This window comes from Streptomyces sp. NPDC088252 (assembly GCF_044740965.1).
GTDB lineage: Bacteria > Actinomycetota > Actinomycetes > Streptomycetales > Streptomycetaceae > Streptomyces.
Map to the genome: position 1 here is coordinate 123,136 of NZ_JBIURS010000012.1, position 18,038 is coordinate 141,173.

General features: G+C 72.5%; 10 protein-coding genes. 3 read left to right on the forward strand and 7 right to left on the reverse strand.

The window, feature by feature from the left end; genetic code table 11:
• Positions 1-84 precede the first annotated feature (84 nt).
• Both ACIOHC_RS24760 and ACIOHC_RS24765 read right to left on the reverse strand, forming a co-directional pair.
• Positions 85-3,585, reverse strand: a complete 3,501-nt coding sequence (locus ACIOHC_RS24760) for an ATP-dependent helicase (RefSeq protein WP_401844047.1) — start codon at positions 3,583-3,585, stop codon at positions 85-87.
• A gap of 347 nt (positions 3,586-3,932) precedes the next feature.
• Positions 3,933-4,421: an MGMT family protein gene (locus tag ACIOHC_RS24765; protein WP_401844114.1), complete on the reverse strand. Its 489-nt coding sequence runs from the start codon at positions 4,419-4,421 to the stop codon at positions 3,933-3,935.
• 212 nt (positions 4,422-4,633) lie between these two features.
• On the opposite strand from ACIOHC_RS24765, the gene ACIOHC_RS24770 reads away from it, so the two are divergent.
• The 3 genes from ACIOHC_RS24770 (at position 4,634) to ACIOHC_RS24780 (ending at position 11,231) form a co-directional block, all read left to right on the forward strand.
• Positions 4,634-7,459, forward strand: a complete 2,826-nt coding sequence (locus ACIOHC_RS24770) for a lysylphosphatidylglycerol synthase domain-containing protein (protein WP_401844049.1) — start codon at positions 4,634-4,636, stop codon at positions 7,457-7,459.
• Between the two features lie 243 nt (positions 7,460-7,702).
• Positions 7,703-9,307 carry an alpha/beta hydrolase gene (locus tag ACIOHC_RS24775; RefSeq protein WP_351075480.1) on the forward strand — a complete coding sequence of 535 codons (1,605 nt, stop codon included), beginning with the start codon at positions 7,703-7,705 and terminating at the stop codon, positions 9,305-9,307.
• Between the two features lie 343 nt (positions 9,308-9,650).
• The gene (locus ACIOHC_RS24780) at positions 9,651-11,231 is read left to right on the forward strand and encodes an alpha/beta hydrolase (protein WP_401844050.1); all 1,581 of its coding nucleotides are present in this window, start codon (positions 9,651-9,653) and stop codon (positions 11,229-11,231) included.
• Between the two features lie 84 nt (positions 11,232-11,315).
• On the opposite strand, the gene moeZ is transcribed toward ACIOHC_RS24780, so the two are convergent.
• The 5 genes from moeZ to ACIOHC_RS24805 form a co-directional block, all read right to left on the reverse strand.
• On the reverse strand, positions 11,316-12,494 hold the full coding sequence (gene moeZ / locus ACIOHC_RS24785; RefSeq protein ID WP_114246509.1) for an adenylyltransferase/sulfurtransferase MoeZ: 1,179 nt from the start codon (positions 12,492-12,494) through the stop codon (positions 11,316-11,318).
• 85 nt (positions 12,495-12,579) lie between these two features.
• The gene (locus tag ACIOHC_RS24790) at positions 12,580-13,404 is read right to left on the reverse strand and encodes a spherulation-specific family 4 protein (protein ID WP_365693957.1); all 825 of its coding nucleotides are present in this window, start codon (positions 13,402-13,404) and stop codon (positions 12,580-12,582) included.
• Complete coding sequence (locus ACIOHC_RS24795; RefSeq protein WP_351075490.1) at positions 13,392-14,357, reverse strand: NAD-dependent epimerase/dehydratase family protein; 966 nt, start codon at positions 14,355-14,357, stop codon at positions 13,392-13,394. The genes ACIOHC_RS24790 and ACIOHC_RS24795 overlap by 13 nt, the downstream gene beginning before the upstream one ends.
• A 155-nt stretch (positions 14,358-14,512) precedes the next feature.
• On the reverse strand, positions 14,513-15,928 hold the full coding sequence (locus tag ACIOHC_RS24800; protein WP_401844054.1) for a hypothetical protein: 1,416 nt from the start codon (positions 15,926-15,928) through the stop codon (positions 14,513-14,515).
• A gap of 88 nt (positions 15,929-16,016) precedes the next feature.
• Positions 16,017-17,867 carry a DUF3492 domain-containing protein gene (locus tag ACIOHC_RS24805; protein WP_351075613.1) on the reverse strand — a complete coding sequence of 617 codons (1,851 nt, stop codon included), beginning with the start codon at positions 17,865-17,867 and terminating at the stop codon, positions 16,017-16,019.
• Between the last annotated feature and the right edge of the window lie 171 nt (positions 17,868-18,038).

Genomic DNA, 18,038 nt, shown 5'->3' on the forward strand with positions numbered 1-18,038 from the left:
AACACCAGGCCCGTTCCGCCTGCATCGACATCCACCGACCTCCACGTCATGGTCGCCGCAGCCGTCCGGGGAACGCCGAAGGAGTCACTCCAGGACGTGGCGGCCCTCCGGCTGTGCGCTGCACGAGGCCCGGAAGGCGCAGTGCGTGCAGTGCTGGCCGGTCGTGGGGGTGAAGCGTTCGTCCAGGACCCGGCCGGCGGCCGTGGCCAGGAGATCGGAGACCCACTCCCCGGAGAGCGGTTCCTGGGCCTGCACCTTGGGAAGGGTGTCACCGCCCTCCTTCTTGGGGGCGGCCTGGCGCAGCTGCACGAGTTCGGCGCCACCGGGCACGGGGCGCCGGCCGTCGAAGACCTCGTCGACCGCCCCTTCCCGTACGGCCAGCTGGTACACGGCGAGCTGGGGGTGCCGGGTGACCTCGTCCTTGGTCGGGGACTGTTTGCCGGTCTTGAAGTCCACGACGTACGCCCGGCCCTCGGCGTCCTCTTCCACCCGGTCCATGGAGCCGCGGATGCGCACCTCGTACTCCCCCGCCGCCAGCGTCACATCGAAGTCGTGCTCGCTCGCGGCGGGCGTGCGGCCGGCCCGGTCCATGACATGCCAGCGCAGGAAGCGTTCCAGGGCGGCCCTGGCCTGTTCCTTCTCCTGCCGGGACTTCCAGGGGGCGTCGAAGGCGAGTCCGTCCCAGACCGAGTCCAGCCGCTCCATCAGGACGGCCAGGTCCGCGGGGGTGCGTCCGGACGCCACCTCGTCAGCGAGTACGTGGACGACGTTGCCGAAACCCTGTGCGGCCGTAGCGGGGGCGTCCGCCTTCACCTCGCGACCGAGGAACCACTGGAGCGCGCAGGTGTTGGCGAGCTGGTCGAGCGCGCTGCCGGAGAGGGCCACGGGCTGGTCCCGGTCGCGGAGCGGAACGGTGGAGCGGGTCGGCTCGTACAGGCCCCACCAGCGATACGGATGCGCCGCGGGTACGAGCGGCTGGCCCTCGTCGTCGGTGAGCGCGGCGAGCCGGGCGAGGCGGCGGGCGGCTGCCTCGCGCAGGGTGTCGGAGGCCTCGGGGTCGACGGTGGTGGCACGGAGTTCGGCCACGAGCGCGGCGACGGCGAGAGGGCGGCGCGGTCGGCCGGTGACGTCGCGCGGCTCGACGCCGAGCTCGGCGAGGAAGCGGGACGGCTGGTCGCCGTCGTCGGCGGGCGCCTTGACCGCGGTGACGACAAGACGTTCCCGGGCACGGGTCGCCGCGACATAGAAGAGGCGGCGTTCCTCTGCGAGGAGGGCGCCGGGGGTGAGCGGTTCGGCCAGGCCGTCACGGCCGATCCGGTCCGCTTCGAGCAACGAACCGCGGCGGCGCAGGTCCGGCCAGAGCCCCTCCTGCACTCCCGCGACGACGACCATGCGCCACTCCAGGCCCTTGGACCGGTGTGCGGTCATCAGCCGAACGGCGTCGGGACGCACGGCGCGCCTGGAGAGGGTGTCGGCCGCGATGTCCTGGGCGTCGACCTCCTCCAGGAAGTTGAGCGCGCCGCGCCCGCCGGTGCGTTCCTCGGCGCGGGCGGCGGTGTCGAAGAGGGCGCAGACGGCGTCGAGGTCGCGGTCGGCGTTGCGGCCGCCCGCCCCGCCGCGCAGCGCGGCACGTTCCAGCCGCCCCGGCCATGGGGTCCCGGACCACAGCTCCCACAGGGCCTCTTCCGCGGTACCGCCGCCTTCGAGGAGCTCACGCGCCTTGCGCAGAAGTGCGCCGAGACGCTGGGCGCCGCGGGCGTACGCCGGATCGTGCGCGACGAGCCGTTCGGGCTCGGCGAGCGCGCGGGCCAGCAGGTCGCCGGAGGGCGCCGGTACGCGGTTCCCGGCCGACCTCTCCTCGTCGCGCAGAGCCCGGCCGAGCCGACGCAGATCGGCCGCGTCCATGGAGCCGAGGGGAGAGGTGAGGAGGGTCAGGGCGGTCCCGGTGTCCAGCCAGGAGATCGCTTCGGGGGCGGGGGCCCGGCCAAAAGCCGGATCGGGTTCCCGGCCGAGGTCCTGCCCGGGAACCCCTGTCTCCGCCTCCGCCGACACCGCAGGACGGACCTCCTCGTTTTCCGGGACAGGGGCCTCCGTCACAAGGACCTCCGTCACAGGGGCGTCTGCCACAGGGGCCTCCGGCGCGGAGGTTTCCGCGCCTCGGCGCAGCGCCGCTGTCGCGACGGCACGGAGGGCTGTCAGGAGCGGTGCCACAGCCGGTTCGTGGCGCAGGGGGAGATCGTCGCCGTCGATCTCCAGGGGAACGCCCGCCGATGTCAGGGCCCGGCGCACCGAGGGGATCGTGCGGCCTCCGGCCCGTACGAGCACCGCCATCTCGTTCCACGGGACGCCGTCCTCCAGATGCGCCCGGCGCAACAGGTCGGCGATGTTGTCGAGCTCGGCGGAGGCGGTCGGGTAGGTGTACGCCTCCACGCTGCCGCCCTCGCGGACAGCGACGAGCTCCCGGTGGGCACGGACCTTCGCCGAGGGCAGCCGGGTCAGCGGCATCCGGCGGGTGAGCAGCCGGGTGGCGGCCAGCAGCTGTCCGCCGGAACGTCGCGAGGTGGTCAGGACGCCGACCGGGGCCGGGGTCCCGTCCGCCCGCCGGAACGTCTCCGGGAAGTCGAGGATGCCGTTCACATCGGCGCCCCGGAACGTGTAGATCGACTGGTCCGGGTCACCGAAGGCCACCAGGTCCCGGCCGCCCCCGGCGCCCGGTGCGCTCCCCCGGTTGTCGGCCAGCGCGTGCAGCAGCCGTACCTGCGCCGGGTCCGTGTCCTGGTACTCGTCCACGAACACCGCGTCGTACCGCCCGGCCAGCGACGCCGAGACCTCGGGGCGCTCCGCGAGCAGCACGGCCCGGTGCACCAGCTCCGCGTAGTCCAGCACCCCCTGCGCGTCCAGCACGTCCAGGTACTCGGCGAGGAACTCGGCGGCGGCGCCCCAGTCCGGTCGGCCGGTGCGGCGGGCGAAGTCGGCCAGCGCGTCCGGGCCCAGGCCCAGCTCGCGGCTGCGGGCGAGCACCGCCCGTACCTCGTCGGCGAAACCGCGCGTGGTCAGACAGGCCCGCAGCTCGTCGGGCCAGCGGATGTGCGCGAAGCCGTCCTGCTCCAGTTCGAGCTGACCCGCGAGCAGCTCGCGGACGGTGACGTCCTGCTCCGGTCCGGAGAGCAGCCGCATCGGTTCGGCGAAGAGGTCGGCGTCCTGATGGGCGCGCACCAGTGCGTAACAGAAGGAGTGGAACGTGGTGGCCTGCGGGCCGCGTGCGGCGCCGAGCCTGGCGGCCATCCGGTCGCGCAGCTCCACGGCGGCCTTGCGGCTGAAGGTGAGGACCAGGATGCGGGCCGGGTCGCCGCCCCGTGCCACACGTGCGGCGACCGCCTCGACGAGCGTGGTCGTCTTGCCGGTGCCTGGCCCGGCCAGCACCAGGAGCGGGCCGCCGGGGTGTTCAACCACCGCACGTTGCGCCGCGTCCAGAAGAGGGGGAGCCACGGAGCCCGGCGGGGTGCGCACCAGTCGGTACGCGCCCGCGGTCCTCTGCCGTGCCTGACGGTACGGACTGTGCCGGGTGAAGGAGGAGGAGCTCACGTGGTTCGCCGGTCCTGGTGGGTGTGCTGGTGATGAGGGTGCGGTGCGTGCCGCGAACTGACGACGCTACGCCAGCGGGGGCGCGCTGCGGGGCGAGTCCGCTGCGTGCCTCGTCACGTTCCGCGTCGCCGACGCCCTCGGCACGCTCCATGCCGCGGGAGCGGTCGCCACGCGCCGTGTCGCGTGCGCCCTCGGCACGCTGCACGCGGCAGAAACCCTCGCTCCGCGCCGTGCCGCAGGCGCCCGCGGCACGCTTCGCCTCGCGGGTGCTGCCGCGTATCGCGCCGTGTTCCCCATCACGTGTCGGGCCCGCCGCCGCCCGTTGCGCCCCCGAATGGCCGAAGCTGTCAGGTGTGAGCACCTCCGCCCTTGTCCCTGCCCGCGCCCGCGCCGCCGGTGACGCCGTCCCACCGTGCCCGCTTCATGTCGAGCCGCGGCAGATGGCCCTCCGCGCTGCGCGACGCCTCGCGCAGCGGGGTGCTCTCCTCCCGGTAGTGGCCCAGCGCACGCAGTTCGTGGCCGGGGAGCAGTGCCCCGTCGGCACGCACCACGCGCCACCACGGCACTGCGGCCCCGTACAGCGCCATGACCCGGCCGACCTGGCGCGGGCCCCCGTCGCCCAGCCACTCGGCGACATCTCCATACGTCATGACACGGCCCGGTGGGATCAGCTCGGTGACATCGAGCACCCGCTCCGCGTACTCGGGCAACTCGTCGACCGCCCGGCCGTCGATCACACCGTCGTCGATCGCACCTTCGTCGATCGCCCGGTCGTGGATCGTCCGGTCGCCGCTCGTCCCGTCGCCGCTCGTCCGGTGTTGGCTCATCCGGCCCATCCTGCCGTACTCCACCGACAGTCCGGCGCGATCCGAGAGCGTCGTTTCACGGGGCGTGCGTGCGCGGACAAAGGAGCGTATGTTGCGCTTCGCGTGTCCGCGCAGTGCACCCTGATGCCCTCCTGCGTCGCCGGGCCGTGCCACCATCGTGCGGGCGGTGACCGGTGATACGAGAACACGAAGACCAATCAGAGGCGACGAAGGAGCAGGGCGTGCAGCCACCGAAGGCGGCGGACGCCCCTGACGCCGAACCGCACCCGGACGCACCCGACGGGCCCGCCGAAGAGCCCGGTGCGGAGCGGGAGACTTCCCGTGCGGGGCAGGGAAAGCCCGGTGCGGGGCAGCAGGCGCTCCCCGGGCATCTGGCCGGCTCGACGCTCTCGACCACCGCGGCGGAACAGGCCGAGCGCGTCTCGGGGGACGAGCCGCTGCTCCCCGCCCGGGTGCACCGGCCCTCCGATCTCATGCGGCTCCTCATCGGTGTCCTGGCGATCGTCGTCCTGTTCTCGATCGCCGCGTTCGCCCACGGCACGACCACCGGCCTCGAACAGGACATCAACAAGGGCACCGGCCAGGCACCCGACATCCTGATCAAGATGGCCGGTCTGGTCTCCAGCATCGCCGTGCTCCTCGTTCCCGTCGCCTTCGCCATCGAACGGCTGATCAAACGCGACGGGCTACGGATCGCCGACGGCGTGCTCGCCGCCGTGCTCGCGCACGGCGTCACGCTCGCCGCCGACCTGTGGGTGGCCAAGTCCGCACCCGGCACCATCCAGGACGCCCTGACCCAGCCGCAGCCCGGTGACGCGCTCACCGATCCCGTCCACGGCTATCTCGCTCCCGTGATCGCCTATATGACGGCGGTCGGGATGGCGAGACGGCCGCGCTGGCGGGTCGTGCTGTGGGTGGTGCTGCTGCTCGACGCGTTCGCCATGCTGGTCGGCGGCTACACGACCCCGTTCTCGATCGTCCTCACCGTGCTGATCGGCTGGACCGTGGCGTACGGCACGCTGTACGCGGTCGGCTCCCCGAACGTACGGCCGACCGGCCAGCACCTGATGGCCGGACTGCGCCATGTCGGCTTCCACCCGGTCACCGCGATGCGCGCCGAGGACACGCCCGACTCCGGCGACCAGAACGACCGGGGGCGCCGCTATCTGGTCACCCTGGAGGACGGGCCGCCCCTGGATGTGACGGTCGTCGACCGTGAGCAACAGGCCCAGGGCTTCTTCTACCGGGTCTGGCGCAGGCTCACCCTGCGCGGCATCACCCAGCGCCGCTCCATCCAGTCGCTGCGTCAGGCGCTGGAGCAGGAGGCGCTGCTCGCGTACGCGGCCATCGCCGCCGGGGCCAACGCGCCCAAGCTGATCGCCACCTCCGAACTCGGGCCCGACGCCGTGATGCTGGTGTACGAGCACATCGGCGGCCGTGCGCTGGACGCGCTGGAGGACTCCGAGATCACCGACGAGCTGGTGCGCGGGGCCTGGCGCCAGGTCAAGGCGCTCCAGTCGCGGCGGATCGCGCACCGCAGGCTCACCGGGGACGCCATCCTGGTCGACCGTTCCGGCAAGGTGTTCGTCACCGATCTGCGCGGCGGCGAGATCGCGGCCGGTGATCTGGTCCTGCGGATGGACGTCGCCCAGCTGCTCACCACCACCGGCCTGCGGGTGGGCGCCGAGCGGGCCGTCGCCGGCGCGCTGGAGGTGCTCGGCCCCGATGCCGTCGCGGACTGCCTGCCGCTGCTCCAGCCGATCGCGCTGAGCCGCTCCACCCGGGCGACCCTGCGCAGGCTCGCCCGGGAACGCGCGCAGCGCGAGCGCGAGGCGGTGCTCGAAGCGTCGGACGCGGCCAAGCGCGCCAGGGCGCTCGAACACGGGGCGGTCCAGGACACGGCCGCCGCCGGTACGGGGCCCGACCGCGCGGCCGACCACAAGGCCGCGCGCAAGGCCGCCCGGAAGTCGCTGCGCAACCAGAAGCAGGCCGAGAAGCGGGCCATGGACGACGCCCTGGAAGAGGCGCGCGAAGAGGATCTGCTCTCCCAGATGCGACAGCAGGTGCTGCTGATACGGCCGCAGGCACCGGTCGAACCGGTCCGGCTGGAGCGCATCAAGGCACGCACCCTGTTCAGCTGGATCGCCGGCGCGATCGCCGCGTACTTCCTCATCTCGCAGGTCACCCAGGCCGACTTCGGCGCGGTCGTCGAGCAGGCGGAGTGGGGCTGGGTGGCGGCCGCGGTCGGCTTCTCGGCCCTCAGCTACGTCGCGGCGGCGATGAGCCTGCTGGGCTTCGTCCCGGAACGGGTGCCGTTCGGCAAGACCGTGCTGGCACAGGTCGCCGGCTCCTTCGTGAAGCTCGTCGCCCCGGCCGCGGTCGGCGGCGTGGCACTGAACACGCGCTTCCTCCAGCGTGCGGGAGTGCGTCCGGGGCTCGCCGTGGCGAGTGTCGGCGCCTCGCAGCTGTTCGGTCTCGGCTGCCACATTCTGCTGCTGGCCGCGTTCGGCTATCTGACCGGTACGGAGAAGACACCGTCCTCGCTCACCCCGTCCAGGACGGTGATCGCCGGGCTGCTGACGGTCGCGGTGCTGGTGCTGGTGGTGACGGCGGTTCCGTTCCTGCGGAAGTTCGTGGTGACACGGGTGCGGTCGCTGTTCGCCGGTGTCGTGCCGCGCATGCTCGACGTGGTGCAGCGCCCGCAGAAGCTGCTGACGGGCATCGGCGGGATGCTGCTGCTGACCGGCGTGTTCGTGATGTGTCTGGACGCGTCGGTCCGGGCGTTCAGCGGTCCGGATGTGCCGCGGCTCAGTTACGCGAGCATCGCGGTGGTCTTCCTGGCCGGCAACGCGCTGGGGTCGGCGGCGCCCACACCGGGCGGAATGGGCGCGGTCGAGGGCGCGCTGACGCTGGGGCTGATCGCGGTCGGCCTGCCGAAGGAGGTCGCGGCACCGGCCGTTCTGCTCTACCGGCTGCTGACGCTGTGGCTGCCGGTGCTGCCCGGCTGGCTCTGCTTCAACCATCTGACCCGCAAGGGCGAGCTCTGACGGCCTCTCGGCGGCCGGACGGCTCGTCCGGGGCACCGGCCCGCCGTACGCGAGCCCGGTCGGACATCCGCAAGCCCTGCCCCGCCGGACGTGAGCCCGGTCCGGCCTCCCCGACCCCGGCCGGACGTCCGCAGGGTCGGCGTCCGACATCCGCAAGACCGGTCGGCCGATCGGGCGAGAGACCCGCCACCCGCTTGGACCGTGCCCCGTGCACCGGTCCGGTTCCCGCCGCACGATAGGGCCATGAGGACCTCCCCCGCCCCGCGTGCCGCCGCTCTCGCCGCCGCCGTCACCGTGCTCCTTCCCCTCACCGCCTGCTCGGAGAGCGGCAACAAGGACGGCCCGGACGGGCCCCGGAGCTCTCCCCTCGCGGAGAACGCCGCCGACGCGAGCACCTCCGGCGACCTCGCTTCCCAGAAGCTCACCTGGAAGCCGTGCCCTGCCCCGTCCCCGGCACAGGGCAGCGGGAACGCGCCGACGCCGCTGCCTGGCGGGACCCCCTGGGAGTGCTCCTTCATGAGAGTGCCGCGCGACTACGCGAAGCCGCACGGCGAGACCATCGAGCTGGCACTCATCCGGGCCAGGGCCAGGAACCCGGCCAAGCGGATCGGCTCCCTCATCTTCAACTTCGGCGGCCCCGGCGCCTCCGGTGTGGCCACCCTGCCCGCCTTCGGCACCGACTACGAGAAGCTCCGCTCCCGCTACGACCTGGTCAGCTTCGACCCGCGCGGGGTCGGCCGCAGCGCGGGCGTGGAGTGCGAGACCGACCGGCAACTCGATGTCCGCTACGAGAACGACGGCACTCCGGACACCGTCGCCGAGGTGAATTCCTTCGTCAAGGACACCAAGATGTACGCGTTGGCCTGCAAGAAGAACTCCGGCAAGGAACTCCCCTACGTCGGCACCACCAACGCCGCCCGCGACATGGACCTGATGCGTCAGGTGCTCGGCGACAAGAAGCTGTACTACTTCGGCATCTCCTACGGCACCGAACTGGGCGGCGTCTACGCCAACTTGTTCCCGAAGAACGTCGGCAGGTCGGTGCTGGACGGGGTGGTGAACCCGACCCAGAACTACGAGCAGGCCTCACTCGGCCAGGCCAGGGGGTTCCAGCTCGCGCTGGACAACTTCACCAAGGACTGCGCGGCCCGCGGCGACGCCTGCAAGCTTCCCGGCGCCACCGGGAAGGAGGTCGAGCAGGGGATCTCCGGGCTTCTCGCCAGGCTGGAGAAGAAGCCGATCCCGGGGCTCGGGTCCCGGCAGCTGACGCAGACCCTGGCCACCACCGGCATCGCGGCCGCCCTCTACTCCAAGGAGACCTGGCCGCTGCTGGAACAGGGTGTGGACGAGGCCGACGGCGGGAACGGCGCGCTGCTCCTCGCCCTCGCCGACTCGCTGAACGGCCGTTCGGAGAACGGTCGCTACGACAACTCGATGGCTGCCAACACCGCCATCAACTGCGCCGACTCCAAGCAACGCTTCACCGCGGATCAGACCGAGACGAGACTTCCGGAGTTCCGGGCCGCCTCGCCGCTCTTCGGCGACTATCTGGGCTGGGGCCTGATGACCTGCACCGGCTGGCCGGTGGCGGGCGCCTGGGAGACGCCGGACGTCAGCGCCCCCGGCGCACCCCCCATCGTCGTCATCGGCAACACCGGTGACCCGGCGACCCCGTACGAGGGAGCGAAGGCGATGGCCGACGCGCTGGGCAAGGGTGTGGGGGTGGAGCTGACGTACGAGGGCCAGGGGCACGGCGCGTACAACAGCGGCAACGCCTGTGTGCAGAGGACCGTGGGCGCCTATCTGCTGGACGGTACGGTTCCGGCGGCCGGCACCGTCTGCAGGTGAGCGACCGGCCCGAGACGCCCTGGATGCATTGGTCACGAGCGTTGTCGACGCGGAGGACTTGATCAAAGGCGAAGTCCTCCGGCGTGGTGGCGGTGTCCGGGCTCCACACCACACACGGCCCAAGGGCCGTCCCGTCATCCCTGGTGGATCGGCGCGCGGCGTCGGATGCGGTGCATCGCAAGGCGGAGAGGCGTCCGCATACCGGATGTATGCGGACGTTCCGACAACGCGGCGAGGTGCCGTAGCTGTCGTCGCGCGCCCACGAGGGGCTACGGGACAGCCCTTAGCATGGACGCACTTTCTGTACGTCGTTGTGAACCCGCACATCGGGGAGGACGCACACGTGGTCGGACACGCACGCGCCGGGGCTCTGGCCGGCGCCGCACTTCTGCTGACGGGCCTGCTCGCGGGCTGTGGCAGCGGTACGGACGACAAACCGGCCGACCGGACGGACGCCGGTGCGGCCTCCCCGTCCGGCGGTTCGTCCGCCACGCCGGACGGGCGGCCGGGCTCACCCCGGCTGCCGGCGGCCCTGACCTCCCAGCAGGTGGACTGGAACAGCTGCAAGGCCCCTGCGGGCGGCAGCGAACCCGGTGACGACTGGCAGTGCGCCACGGTCGAGGTGCCGCTGGACTACGCGAAGCCGGACGGCGACACCATCGGGATCGCGGTGATCCGCAAGAGCGCCCGGGACGAGGCCCGGCGCCTCGGCGCGATGCTGTTCGACTTCGGCGGCCCCGGCGGTTCGGGAGTCTCGATACTACCGCGGCTCGCCGACTCGTACAGCAAGCTCAACACCCGCTACGACCTGGTGAGTTTCGATCCGCGCGGGGTCGCGGCCAGCGCGGGAGTGAACTGCCGTACCGACAAGGAGACGGAGGACGCCAACCGGAAGGTCGACATGACCCCGGACACGCCGGCGGAGGAGGCGGCGTTCATGAAGGACGGCGCGGACTTCGGCGCCGGCTGCGAGCGCCGCTCCGGCAAGGTACTGCCGTACGTCGGTACGGCCAACGCGGCCCGGGACATGGATCTGATCCGTCAGGTGCTGGACGAGAAGAAGCTCACCTACTTCGGCATCTCCTACGGAACGGAACTCGGCGGCACCTACGCCCACCTCTTCCCCGAACACGTCGGCCGGACCGTCCTGGACGCCGTCGTCGACCCGACCGCGGACGCGGTCGGGCACGCGCGCAACCAGGCGACCGGTTTCCAGCGGGCACTGGAGAACTACCTCAAGGACCGCGGCCAGGACCCGAAGAGCGGAACGCAGCGCATCGCCCGGCTGCTGGAACGGATCGACAGGAAGCCGCTGCCGACCAGCTCGGGCCGTGAGCTCAACGAGTCGCTGGCCCTCACCGGCATCGTCATGCCGCTCTACTCCAAGAGCAGCTGGCCGTATCTGACCCGGGCACTGGACGAGGCCGAGAAGAGCGGCAGCGGCACCATGCTGCTGCAGCTGGCCGACGCGTACAACGGCCGTGACGAGAAGGGGCACTACGACACCCAGAACCACTCGCAGCGCGCCATCTCCTGCGCGGACAGCAGGCTCCGGCCGACGGCGGCCGAAGCACGGGCCCTGCTGCCCGAGTTCCGGAAACTGTCCCCGGTGTTCGGCCCCTTTCTGGCATGGGACACGGCCGGCTGGTGCGCACAGTGGCCGGTGAAGGGCGAGCACGACCATCCGGAGGCGAGCGCCCCCGGTGCCGGTCCGATCCTGGTCGTCGGTACGACCGGCGACCCGGCGACGCCCTACGAGGGCGCCCGGAGGATGGCGGACGAGCTGGGCAAGGGCGTCGGCATCATGCTCACCAACAAGGGCGAGGGGCACGGCTCGTACGGCGAGAGCGCGTGCGTGACGGCGACCGTGGACGCGTACTTCCTGGACGGGAAGGTTCCGGCGGACGGCAAGACCTGCTCGTGACGCGCGGTGTGTACACGTCCAAGGGGCCGGTCCGCAGCGCGCGGACCGGCCCCTTCGGCAGGTGTGTGCCGGTACGGCAATCGTTCAGTACACCGGCTTCTCGGGCTCGATCTGGTTGACCCAGCCGATCACGCCGCCGCCCACGTGCACCGCGTCGGCGAAACCCGCCGACTTGAGGACCGCGAGGACCTCGGCGCTGCGGACACCGGTCTTGCAGTGCAGGACGATGCGCTTGTCCTGCGGGAGGTCCTGGAGGGCGTTGCCCATCAGGAACTCGTTCTTCGGGATCAGCCTGGCGCCGGGGATCGAGACGATCTCGAACTCGTTCGGCTCACGGACGTCGATGATCTCGATCTTCTCGTCCGCGTCGATCCACTCCTTGAGCTGCTTGGGAGTGATCGTGGAGCCGAGCGCCGCCTCCTGGGCCTCCTCGGACACGACGCCGCAGAAGGCCTCGTAGTCGATGAGCTCGGTGACGGTCGGGTTCTCGCCGCAGACCGCGCAGTCGGGGTCCTTGCGGACCTTGACCTGGCGGTACTGCATCTCCAGGGCGTCGTAGATCATCAGCCGGCCGACCAGCGGGTCGCCGATGCCGGCGAGCAGCTTGATGGCCTCGGTGACCTGGATGGAGCCGACCGAGGCGCAGAGCACCCCGAGCACGCCGCCCTCGGCGCAGGAGGGGACCATGCCCGGCGGGGGCGGCTCCGGGTAGAGGCAGCGGTAGCAGGGGCCGTGCTCGGACCAGAAGACGGACGCCTGGCCGTCGAACCGGTAGATCGAGCCCCAGATGTACGGCTTGTTCAGCAGGACCGCCGCGTCGTTGACCAGATAGCGGGTGGCGAAGTTGTCCGTGCCGTCCACGATCAGGTCGTACTGCGCGAAGATGTCCATCACGTTGTCGGCTTCGAGCCGCTCCTCGTGCAGGACCACGTTCACGTACGGGTTGATGCCCAGCACCGAGTCCTTGGCGGATTCGGCCTTGGAACGGCCGATGTCCGCCTGGCTGTGGATGATCTGGCGCTGCAGGTTCGACTCGTCGACCTCGTCGAACTCCACGATGCCGAGCGTTCCGACACCGGCGGCGGCCAGGTACATCAGGGCCGGCGAACCGAGACCGCCGGCGCCGACACAGAGCACCTTCGCGTTCTTCAGCCGCTTCTGCCCGTCCATCCCGACATCCGGGATGATCAGGTGGCGGGAGTACCTGCGGACCTCGTCGACGGTGAGCTCAGCAGCTGGCTCGACCAGGGGTGGCAGCGACACAGGAACCTCAACAATGCAGGTGGTCGGTTTCTACGTACTTCATCTACGTACGGTTGTTCTTCCGGTAACACTGCCACGCCCCTTCTCATTCCGAGATACCAGGTCCGATCCGCGAGACGATTTCGTCCCAGTAGCTGGGCAGCGCCGCGAATGGGTCCGTTTGCCCGTGTTGATCGTCCCGGTCCGTGAAGAAGATGGTGCCCGCGCCCTGCCAGCGGGCGATGCGCATGGCCTCTTCGAGGTGGGTGCGCGGAACTCCGTGGACGAAGTGCGCGAACCGCTCCGGCGGGTAGGCGGCGGTCCACTCCGCCACCTGCGACCAGCGGTAGTCGGTCCAGGGGCCGGAGAAGGTGACCAGTTGGTCGGCGGCCTCGGCGTAGCCCGGGTGGGGGTGGGTGCCCAGCCCCAGCACCAGCGGACCGATCCCCTCGCCGCGGTCGCCGTGTTCGAGGAGCGTGGCGAGTGTGCTGGTGAGACGGCGGACCGCCGGGAGTCCGGCACGCTCGGCCGGGCACCGGCCGAGATAGAAGCCGTCGACGCGGTACCAGTCGAGGAAGGACTGCGCGTCGGCGATCAGCTCCCCGAACGGGCGGCTGCCGAAGGCCAGATCGAGATGGCCGAGCAGCCGCCCGCCCGCCGCACGCACGGAGTCCTGCGGGGCATCGCCGTGCACCGCCCGCTCCCGTGCGTTGCGGAGCCGGCCCGCGGCCTCCAGACAGTGCGGGTCGGGGCGGGCACCGGGGCCGGAGTCGATGTTGAGGACCGCCCAGTGCAGCGGAGTGCCGGGGCGGACCAGCTCGGCCCACTCGGTCGCGGCGAGCAGCGGATGCGCGTATCCGGGGACGCCGAAGCCGAGCTGTTCGGCGCCGCTGGTCCGGCGGGCGGTACCGGTGGGGGTCAGATACGGCACGCCGCCTCCATCCAGATGTCGGCGAGGGACTCCTCCAGATTGATCCGGGGGCGCCAGCCGAGCCGGTCCCTGGCGGTGCGCACGTCGGCCTGCTGCCAGGCGCCGCAGCCGTCGGGGTAGGGGGACGGGGTTGCCGAGAGGTGCTCGATGACCGACTCGGTCGAGGTACGCGGGGCTCCGATGGGCAGTCGGGGCGGGGGCGAGTCGAGCTCGTGGAGCGCGCCCGCGTATCCGGCGACCCTGGCGAGGACGGCGGCCGCGTCCCGGAGCCGCACGGCACGGCCGGTGCCGATGTTGACGACGCCCTGCGCGGCGGAGAGCGAGGCGGCGTGCACGGCGCGCGCGACATCGCGTACGTCGACGAAGTCGCGCTGCACGCCGAGGCCGCTGAGCTTCAGCTCGCCGTCGCCGGACTGCATGGCCCGGCGCATCGCCTCGGCGAGCCTGCCGAGTGGGGAGCCCGCCGGGGTGCCGGGGCCGACCGGGGAGAAGACCCGCAGCACCACCGCGTCGAGGCCGGAGCCGAGGACGAGCTCGGTGGCGGCGAGCTTGCTCACGCCGTACGGGCCGCCGGGGCGCGGAATCGCGTCCTCCGCAGTCGACGAGCCGGGCTGCGAGGGCCCGTACTCCGAGGAACAGCCGAGCTGGACGAGCCGGGCCGTACAGCCGCTGCGCCGCATCGCCTCGCAGACGGTGGCGACGGCGACGGTGTTGTGGCGGGTCAGATCGCGGGCCCCGCCCCGGGTGGCACCGGCGCAGTTGACGACGACTCCGGGGTGGACGGCGTCCAGGAAGCGGGTCAGCGCGCCGGGGCTGCCGCCGGCGAGGTCGAACCGCACGTCGGCGTCGTCGCCGCGGCCGAGCGCCGTGAGGTGCACGGCGGGGTCGGCGAGCAGGCGGTCGGCCACGAAACGGCCGAGGAATCCGTTGGCTCCGAGCAGCAGCACCCTCATCGTGCGCCCCCTTGATGCCGACGGCCGGCTGCCGGTGCGGGGGATTGGGGGGTCATGTCCGGTGTCTCCTTGAGGAAGTGAGGTGCGGTACGGGGACAAGGACCCGCGGCGTCGGCTCCGCGGGGTGTGCGGGCGGTGCGGCTCCGGTCGCGTGGTTACGCGGTGGTGCGGGTTTCGTCGCCGGAGTGGGCTGGGGTGTGGACGGACGCCCGGGAGAGGGCGACGGTGGCGGTGATCAGCAGCCCGAACGCGGCTGCGCCACAGGCGACGGCGGGTACGCCTCCGGTGCCCGCCGCCGCGACGAGGACGTCGACGGGGCGGGCGAGGAAGTGCAGAGCGGGCAGCCGCCCGGCCAGCACCAGGGCGGGGGCCAGGGCTTCTGCGGCACAGGCGGCGGCGAGTCCGGCGGCGGCGTGCCCGGGGAGGCCGTGGACGCTCAGCAGCCGGGCCAGCAGGAGCAGCACCCCGAGCGCGGCCGCCCCGACGAAGGAGCCGCCGCCCCCGTGTCCCAGGCGGGCGAGGTACAACAGCCCGGCGAGGGCGCCCAGGTGGAGCACGACGGCCCCGAACAGCAGGGGGCGCACGCCTGCGGCGAACTCCTCCAGCGCACGACTGCCGTTGAGTCTGCGGTGTGCGTGGACGGAGAAGAGGTGCGCGCACCAGGCGGCCGGGGCGACGGAGAGGGCCAGCCCCAGCAGCGGTGCGGGGGTGATCGTCCAGGGGCCTTCGGGGCCGCCGCTGAGAACCTGGCCGAGCAGCGCGTCACCGCAGAGGACGTAGCCGAGCAGCCAGCAACTGTAGACATGGGCGGTTCCCGAGGAGCCTTTCCTGGCGTGCAGGGGGCCGCTGCGCAGGCTGAGGACGAGGCCGATGAGTGCGACAACCGCTCCTATGAGGGTGATCACCAGCCGTCCCTGGCCGCCGAGATCACCCTCCGTGAGCCTCAGCGCTCCGGCGGTCGCGAGGCAGGCAGCGCCCGGTACCAACGCGCGAAGCGTCCAGACGGCGCGTGTTTCGGTGTCACGCTCCGGCGCGCGGAGCCCTGTTGCGGACTCCCCCGTGACGGCGGGTACCCGGGCGAAGAGCTCCTCGGCGAGCGAGAAGACATCGCGGTGCCGGTAGCGGGCGGCGGCCCGGTCGGTGACGCCATGGGCTTCGAGCCCGGCGGCGATCTCCAGCGGATCGACGGCCCGCTCGCACAGCGCGCGATGGCGGTGCATCAGCGTTTTCACGGGGTCGGCGGGACCGCGACGCGAAGCGCCGAGCCTGCGCGCCGGAGCAGCGCTCGCGATCTCGGGAGCGCGGGGGGCGGCCGCCGGCTCTCCAGCCGCCTGCTCGGTCTCCTCTCCGGTGGGCCGTTGTCCGGCGCCCGGCACGTCGACGGACTGTGCCGCGGCGGCCGGCCCCCTGGCGACGTCATCCCCGGCGACGTCATCCCCGGCGGCTTCCTCCGCGACGACGGTCCCATCGGGCGCAACGGACTCCGGGACCAGGGCCCGGGAGCGGAGGTCCCAGCTTCCGCCCGCTGCCGGTGCGGGGGGTGCGTCGGACACCCCGGTCGGGCGGCCCATGGTGATTCCTCCGTGATCGTCGCCGACTGCGCCGGACCGTCCGGGTGCGCCGCCGCGGCCCGGACCGGCCGTCCCCTGTTGTTCCTGTTCACACATCGCCGCCACCCGCTCCCCGCGCAGCGGCGCAGACGGCCCTGGGCCCGACGGCCCAGCCGGGTGTGCGGTCGGCCGCGGCCGCCGGGGCAGGGGCAATGGCCGTCCACGGACCCTGGACCTGCGCCTCCGGCGGGGTGGCGAACGGGCGCGGTTCGCCGTCGGCGTCCACCGCGTCGGCCTCCCTGTGCACCGGGGCGCGCGAGATCAGCTCCAGGTACATGCCGCGGAATGCCGCGAGGTTCTGCTCGACGGTGAACAGTTCGATCGCGCGGGCGCGCGCCGCCGCTCCGAGTCGTGCGCGGCGCTCGGGATCGCGCAGCAGCGCGAGGCAGGCGTCCGCGAGCGCCTTGGGGTTGCGCGGGGGCACCACCAGCCCGGTACCGCCGATGACTTCGACCACCGCGCCGACGTCCGTCGACACCGTGGCCCGTCCGCAGAACATGGCCTCGACCAGACCGGTGGGGAAGCCTTCGACCACACTGGACAGGACGACGACCCCACCCGCCGCGTAGGCCTCCGGCAGATCCCGCACCTCGGCTCCGCCGATGTCCTCGAAGGAGACCGGGTTGTCGCCGACGGCGTGTGCGTCCGGGGCCTCGTCGGGGAACAGCTGGGCGGCGAGCGCCCGGCAGTGCGCGAGGTATCCGGCGCCGTCCGGGCCCTGCGCCGCCGCGCCGATGATCCGCAGCCGGACATCCGGTTCGGCCTTCCGCACTTCCGCGAAGGCGTGCAGCAGTGCGATCAGGTCCTTGGCGGGCTCGATCCGGCCGACCCACACCAGCGTGTCGTCGGGACCGCTGTCGCCGCTCTCCCCCAGCGCCGCGAACCGGCCGGACTCCATGCCGGCGTGGACGGTACGCAGCTTCTCGCGTGCGGCACCGCACCGTTCCTGCCAGCGGCGGGCGTGGGTGTCGCCCGGGGTGACGATCGCGGCCTGCCGGTACACCTCGCCGGCCAGCAGCCCGTGGAAGCCGGCGAGCAGAGCGCGTACCGGCGCGCTCAGGGGCGAGTCGCTGATGGCGAGGTAGTGCTCCCGCAGCCTCACGCCGTGCTCGGTGACCAGCAGCGGAACCCCGAAGAAGCGTTTGGCCAGCAGTCCCGGCAGGGCCGCGGCCCCGCCCGACGTGGCATGGCAGAGGTCGACCGCCCCGAGGCTCTCCTCGTCGTACCAGTCGAGGGAGAGCGGGCGCAGCACCCGGTCGATCTCCCGGGCGAAGGCGAGGAGGTCGGGGACGGCGGCGGTCTGGACGATGCGTCCGGTGCCCGGGGCGCGGCAGGCGGATTCGAGTACGCGCAGGGCGGTCTCGGAGCGGAGTGCGGCGGGCAGCCCCCGGCGTTCGCGGGCGAGTTCGGCGAGTCCGTACAGGCCCTCCGCGAACCGCGAGTCCGCGACGCCGACGGCCCCGCGCCCCTCGTCGGTCTGTTCACCGGAACCCGCTGCCGCGCCCGCGGTCGCGCCCGCGGCTTCGTCACCACCCGGCGCACCAGACGCACCCGCCGCGCAGACAGCGGTCACGAGAGCCGTGAAGTGCGCCGTGAACCGCTGCCGTTCGCGCCGCCCGTACGAGCGACCGCCCCCGCCCGTCACCATCCGGGCGAGCAGCCCCTTGGGGACACGGGTGCCCGGAGTGTCCTCGTCGGCCGTCCACAGCGGTGCCGTGCGCACCCGGCCGACCTGCGTCGGGAGCGGGACCCGGCCCTGTGCCTCCTGTTCGGCGGAGTGACTGAGCGCGAAGAGATCGAACTCGTGTTGCGCGAGCCCGCGCACCAGACGGTCGCACCAGAGTCCGGACTCACCGGTCGCATACGGGTAACCACCGTCGGTGAGGAGTCCGATCCGCACGAGCACACCCCCGATCTCCCTTGTGGCGGCCGCCGTCGGGACGGCGACTCACAGCGGGACGACCGTAAGCGGATACGCCGGTGGCGGGGGGGGCGGGGGGGGGGGCGGGCCCCCCCCCCGGCGGGCCCGCCGACACAATACACCCCCCCCCCCCGGCGGGGGCGCGGGCGC

Excerpts from the sequence above, each read along its gene's own strand:
- ACIOHC_RS24765 (WP_401844114.1), bottom strand. The coding sequence starts at position 4,421 with ATGGGCCGGATGAGCCAACACCGGACGAGCGGCGACGGGACGAGCGGC.
- ACIOHC_RS24775 (WP_351075480.1), top strand. The coding sequence starts at position 7,703 with ATGAGGACCTCCCCCGCCCCGCGTGCCGCCGCTCTCGCCGCCGCCGTC.
- ACIOHC_RS24795 (WP_351075490.1), bottom strand. The coding sequence starts at position 14,357 with ATGAGGGTGCTGCTGCTCGGAGCCAACGGATTCCTCGGCCGTTTCGTG.
- ACIOHC_RS24800 (WP_401844054.1), bottom strand. The coding sequence starts at position 15,928 with ATGGGCCGCCCGACCGGGGTGTCCGACGCACCCCCCGCACCGGCAGCG.